Source organism: Skermanella sp. (assembly GCF_059503625.1).
Genome location: NZ_JCACHA010000021.1, coordinates 1 through 4,481, shown reverse-complemented (window position 1 = coordinate 4,481; position 4,481 = coordinate 1). Strand labels below are relative to the sequence as shown.

The 4,481-nt window shown below is 57.1% G+C and carries 6 protein-coding genes; 5 read left to right on the top strand and 1 reads right to left on the bottom strand.

Annotated features, from left to right (window positions below; translation table 11 throughout):
- The first annotated feature begins 336 nt into the window (after positions 1-336).
- The gene (locus AC5JJ6_RS00540) at positions 337-771 is read left to right on the top strand and encodes a response regulator (protein ID WP_496040164.1); all 435 of its coding nucleotides are present in this window, start codon (positions 337-339) and stop codon (positions 769-771) included.
- A 6-nt stretch (positions 772-777) separates the two neighbouring features.
- Here the strand turns inward: AC5JJ6_RS00540 and AC5JJ6_RS00535 are convergent, their stop codons facing one another.
- Positions 778-1,266, bottom strand: coding sequence for a hypothetical protein (locus AC5JJ6_RS00535; protein ID WP_496040163.1), 489 nt, complete (start codon positions 1,264-1,266; stop codon positions 778-780).
- Positions 1,267-1,293: 27 nt separating this feature from the next.
- On the opposite strand from AC5JJ6_RS00535, the gene AC5JJ6_RS00530 reads away from it, so the two are divergent.
- The 4 genes from AC5JJ6_RS00530 to AC5JJ6_RS00515 all read left to right on the top strand — a co-directional run.
- The gene (locus AC5JJ6_RS00530) at positions 1,294-1,908 is read left to right on the top strand and encodes a hypothetical protein (protein WP_496040162.1); all 615 of its coding nucleotides are present in this window, start codon (positions 1,294-1,296) and stop codon (positions 1,906-1,908) included.
- 128 nt (positions 1,909-2,036) lie between these two features.
- Complete coding sequence (locus AC5JJ6_RS00525; protein ID WP_496040161.1) at positions 2,037-2,504, top strand: flavodoxin family protein; 468 nt, start codon at positions 2,037-2,039, stop codon at positions 2,502-2,504.
- A 91-nt stretch (positions 2,505-2,595) separates the two neighbouring features.
- Positions 2,596-2,976 carry a hypothetical protein gene (locus tag AC5JJ6_RS00520; RefSeq protein ID WP_496040160.1) on the top strand — a complete coding sequence of 127 codons (381 nt, stop codon included), beginning with the start codon at positions 2,596-2,598 and terminating at the stop codon, positions 2,974-2,976.
- A 263-nt stretch (positions 2,977-3,239) separates the two neighbouring features.
- On the top strand, positions 3,240-4,481 hold a 1,242-nt coding region (locus AC5JJ6_RS00515; RefSeq protein ID WP_496040159.1), incomplete at its 3' end, for a hybrid sensor histidine kinase/response regulator.

Sequence of the window (4,481 nt, the reverse complement as noted above, 5' to 3'; positions counted from 1 at the left end):
ATAGCCGAGACGGTAGAGGCGGCGGTCTGCTCAAGTAATGTCTCCATGGACTTTTGCTGCTCATGACCGAACAGCAACAGCATGATGGTGCCGAATGCTGTAACCGGAAGCAGCGCAAGCGCCACCAGAATGAAGTTGCGAGAATTCTTTGTCATGCAACCACTCTCAACAGCATACCTACCCATCAGTATCTATACATTGATGAAGCGCGTCGCTTATAGTTCGTGCAATTGTCATAAAGGCCAGCTCTGACGCTGTCAGTTTATAGTCGTTTCCTACGCAGGGCTGATCTTATCCGAGGGTAACCATCGGTTAATGGCTGATCGAGTAGTCTCTATGACCTTTTTGGGCGTGTATGCCATGACGCATATCGGCGCAGATCATGGACCGCAGTCAGCACAGTACCAGGGTAAGCGCGTGCTGATCTGCGAGGATGATCCGCGTGTCGGGATGTGTATCGCGTCAGTTCTCCAAGAAGTCGGCATTGAGGTTACCGGCCCCATCGGCACCGCCGAAGAAGCCTTGGCAGAATGCTTCCGGCAACCCCCCGATCTGGCGTTGATCGACATTGGTCTGAGTGGAGCCATTGATGGCATTTCTCTCGCCGCCGAAATCGTCACATTGGGCGTGCCCGTGATCTTCCTGACCGGTGACTATCAGCGCGCGTGCATAGAGGGGCGAGAACATGCCGCTGACATTCTTATCAAACCGATTTCCGTACCTGTCTTCCTCAACTCGGTAGCCTCGGTACTTCAAACCAGGGTTGAATAGCCTGAGCTACGGGTTCATGCTTTTGGTTCTGTGATGGTCCCGCTCAACAGCCGAAATGCGTTGCTCTAATACTTGGCTGACCCGCAGCAGATCATCGGGGGCTTGGTCCACCTGCACCTTAATCCAACGATCCTGACAGCCGCGTTCAGCCAAGACCTGCAAAGCTTCCGGCGTCAGTTTGTCGTCAATCCAGAAGAAATTAGCAGTCAAATCGATACCTTCGGTCTTGCAACTATTCCATACAGCCGGTTCCACAGCATTGATCAATTTCGACAGCTTGGAAGGTAAACTGGCAACCTGCATAGCGTGACGGAACGCCAGTGAGACATCGTTTGGCATATCCGCTCTGCACCGCGTTGTTAGCCAAAATACGTTATGAGAGGCGACAAGATGCGCCAAAAACTCCTCGGCATACGGCGACAACTCGAAGCCGCTGCGGCTGGCGCAGGAGCGGCGCAGTAGAACTCCATCGACATCGAGGTAAATTATCGCCATATTGGATGTTTTACCATAAGGAACGGCATGAACGCACTTGAAATGTTGATCAGCGAAACAATGGCGACCAAGGGCTTGCGCAAGGCCCAGATCGTCTCCCTGCTGGGGTTCAAGAATGTCGCGAAGGGCATCAGGCGTTTCGACGCCTTCGTTAAGGATGGGATTGACTCTCCCGGTATGCTCGACCGGCTTCCATCCGCCCTCGGGATTCCTGCTGAAGCAGTGTACGCCGCTTATGAGCAGATGCTCGACCAAATGCGGACCGAGGCTGAAACACAACGCACGACCAATCTGGGACAGCTTCGAGCCGACTTCCGGCCGCACGTCCGGGTTAAGACGGAACGCACCGTTCCCAGCCCCATTTTCGTTGTGGCGATGACGGGTGGGCCGGATCGCTGGCTGCGGATCAGCCTGCCCGAGGAAATCACGGCCTTACCCGAGCATAGCCAGATCGAGCAGGTGGCTGAGATCATCCAGCAACATCACGCCGAGCGCAAAGGATGGGCAGGACCATTCGGGTCGATCATCGGCTACTACTATCGGTCCGAGTTCGAAATAGCCGTAGAGTTCTCGGTCACCGGAGAGGTGATTGGGCCGTATCTCGGGCGGTTCCCTGTGGCGGCCTGTCGGATGTCCGTCTAGGCTTCCGGCCGCAACGCTCGTTCTGAATGCCTTGCGGCTGCATATTGGCGTCGGCTGCCAATATGAAGTCAATCCTGCCTGGTAGCGGCTCGGCAACAGCACCGGCCTGAACAGCGTGGAAAGACCCCATGGCCCGAAAGCACCTGCTGATCGTTGCCAACACTCCGTCCGAGAACACGCGCATCCTCCGTGACGCTATAGTTCGGGGCGCACAGTCTCCGGACATTGAAGATGTCGAGGTGCGAGCCTTGGACCCCTTGGAGGCTGGACCGGATGATGTCTTGGCGGCGCAGGGCATCATCCTCGGGACGACCGAGAACCTCGGCTACATGAGTGGTGTGCTCAAGGACTTCTTCGACCGCATCTACTATCCCTGCCTCGAACGGACGCAGGGGCTTCCATATGCCTTGTACATTCGCGCAGGGCATGACGGAACCGGAACCCGGCGTGCCGTAACAACCATCGTCACCGGCCTGCGCTGGAACGCAGTTCAGGAGCCGCTGGTGCTTCGGGGCGGCTTTCGCGAAGAGTTCATCGGCCAATGCGAGGAACTTGGCATGCTCATGGCGGCAGGGGTGGGAGCCGGTATCTTCTAGGTTTCGAGCCATTCCTCCCTGAGTTTCAATGAGCTTCGCACGGCGTCATGGGGCACCATAAATAATCATATATTTAATAGCGAGTACTTAGATGAAAATTAAAGAGTATTATTGTCGTGGCACCATGGAAAGCCATGAGGCGGACTACTGGCGCTGCAAGCTTATCGATCAACACTTCCCGTTATTTGGTATAGCCGAGCGAGAAGATTATATAGCAATCGGGTTCAATGACCTTAATGACCTAATCCACGCTCGGTTCATGTTTTCCGAATACCCAGAGGTCATTCTAGGAGAAGATTGCATGGTCTTACCAAGTCGCCTAGCTGGTACGTTCGAGTTTCATCAGATGCTCCGCGCATGCGCTGGAAGGTTCAGGCGACATGATCTGTCAACCCTGCACGTCGCCTTCTTGTGCCAGGATGACCGCGATGAGTTTGTTCGGCTGATGGATGGAAAAATGAAGCCTTGCTGATCGTACGACCCGAACTGGCTAGCGTTCTACAAAGGGTGTAGACCCGCTGCCGGGGCGGATGGCTTACATCGACCACTGACCTGAAGCTCGCTCCAGCTAAAGGGCGGCGGCTGAAAAGCTTATCCTCCACCACATGCCCCGCGAAAGCCGATGCCGCAGGCAGGTCGAGCACAGGGCAACCAATTAACCAAATCGATTGAGAGGTTGACCGCGCGGCGCATTCAGGACTACTGCTCATTCCAGAGCATGCCTTGGAGAGTCTCGTGGTGGATGTATTGCCAGTCATTCCTGGCCTGGAGCCAGTGCCCGATGAACGGCGTTTCCAGCTACTCGTTGACGCCGTTAAGGACTACGCCATCTACATGCTCGATCCCCACGGGATCGTGAGCAGTTGGAATTCGGGCGCGCAGAGGTTCAAGGGCTACAAGGCGGTCGAGATCATCGGTCAGCACTTCTCACGCTTCTACACCGAAGAGGATCGGCAGGCGGGAGTGCCGCAGCAAGCACTCGCCACCGCCGTGGCGGAAGGGAAGTACGAGACGGAAGGCTGGCGAATTCGCAAGGACGGCAGCCGCTTCTGGGCCAGCGTCGTCATCGACCCCATCCATGACGAGGACGGAAACCTGTTCGGCTTCGCCAAGATCACCCGCGACATCACCGAGCGCAAAGCGGCCGAGGAAGCCCTGCGACAGAGCCAGGAGCAGTTCCGCTTGTTGGTTCAGGGCGTCACCGACTACGCCATCTTCATGCTCGATCCGACCGGGCACGTCACCAACTGGAACTCGGGCGCGCAGCGGATGAAGGGCTATGCCGCTGCCGAGATTATCGGCCAGCACTTTTCCCGCTTCTATACCGACGAGGATCGGGCGGCTGACGTACCGACGCGGGCACTGCAAACCGCAGAACGCGAAGGGCGGTTCGAAATCGAAGGCTGTCGGGTTCGTAAAGACGGCAGCCATTTCTGGGCGAGCGTCGTCATCGACGCCATCCATGACGAGAACGGGAAACTGCTCGGCTTCGGCAAGGTCACCCGCGACATCACGGAGCGGCGGCAGACACAGATGGCCTTGGAGGAGGCGCGAGAAGCTCTATTCCAGGCGCAGAAGATGGAGGCTGTGGGCCAGCTTACCGGCGGTGTCGCACATGACTTCAACAATCTGCTCCAGGCAATCAGCGGCAGCCTGGAGGTGGTCGAGCGGCGGCTCGCGGTCGGACGGACTGACGTGGGTCAGCACGTGGCAGCGGCCCGCACCGCGATGGACCGTGCCACCGCTTTGACACAACGGTTGCTTGCCTTTGCCCGCCGTCAGCCGCTCAAGCCCGAGTACACGAACCTGAATACGCTCGTGCCGGAAATGCGGGACCTAATCCAGAAATCGGTTGGAGAGGCGGTTCAGGTGGAATTGAGGCTGACCCAAGAACTGTGGCCGATCTGGGCAGACGCCAATCAGGTCGAGAGCGCGCTGCTGAACTTGGCGATTAACGCTCGTGACGCCATGCCCACC

Bases quoted from the DNA above. Each gene is read 5' to 3' on its own strand.
- AC5JJ6_RS00525 (WP_496040161.1), top strand. From the start codon at position 2,037: ATGGCCCGAAAGCACCTGCTGATCGTTGCCAACACTCCGTCCGAGAAC.
- AC5JJ6_RS00540 (WP_496040164.1), top strand. From the start codon at position 337: ATGACCTTTTTGGGCGTGTATGCCATGACGCATATCGGCGCAGATCAT.
- AC5JJ6_RS00530 (WP_496040162.1), top strand. From the start codon at position 1,294: ATGAACGCACTTGAAATGTTGATCAGCGAAACAATGGCGACCAAGGGC.
- AC5JJ6_RS00520 (WP_496040160.1), top strand. From the start codon at position 2,596: ATGAAAATTAAAGAGTATTATTGTCGTGGCACCATGGAAAGCCATGAG.
- AC5JJ6_RS00535 (WP_496040163.1), bottom strand. From the start codon at position 1,266: ATGGCGATAATTTACCTCGATGTCGATGGAGTTCTACTGCGCCGCTCC.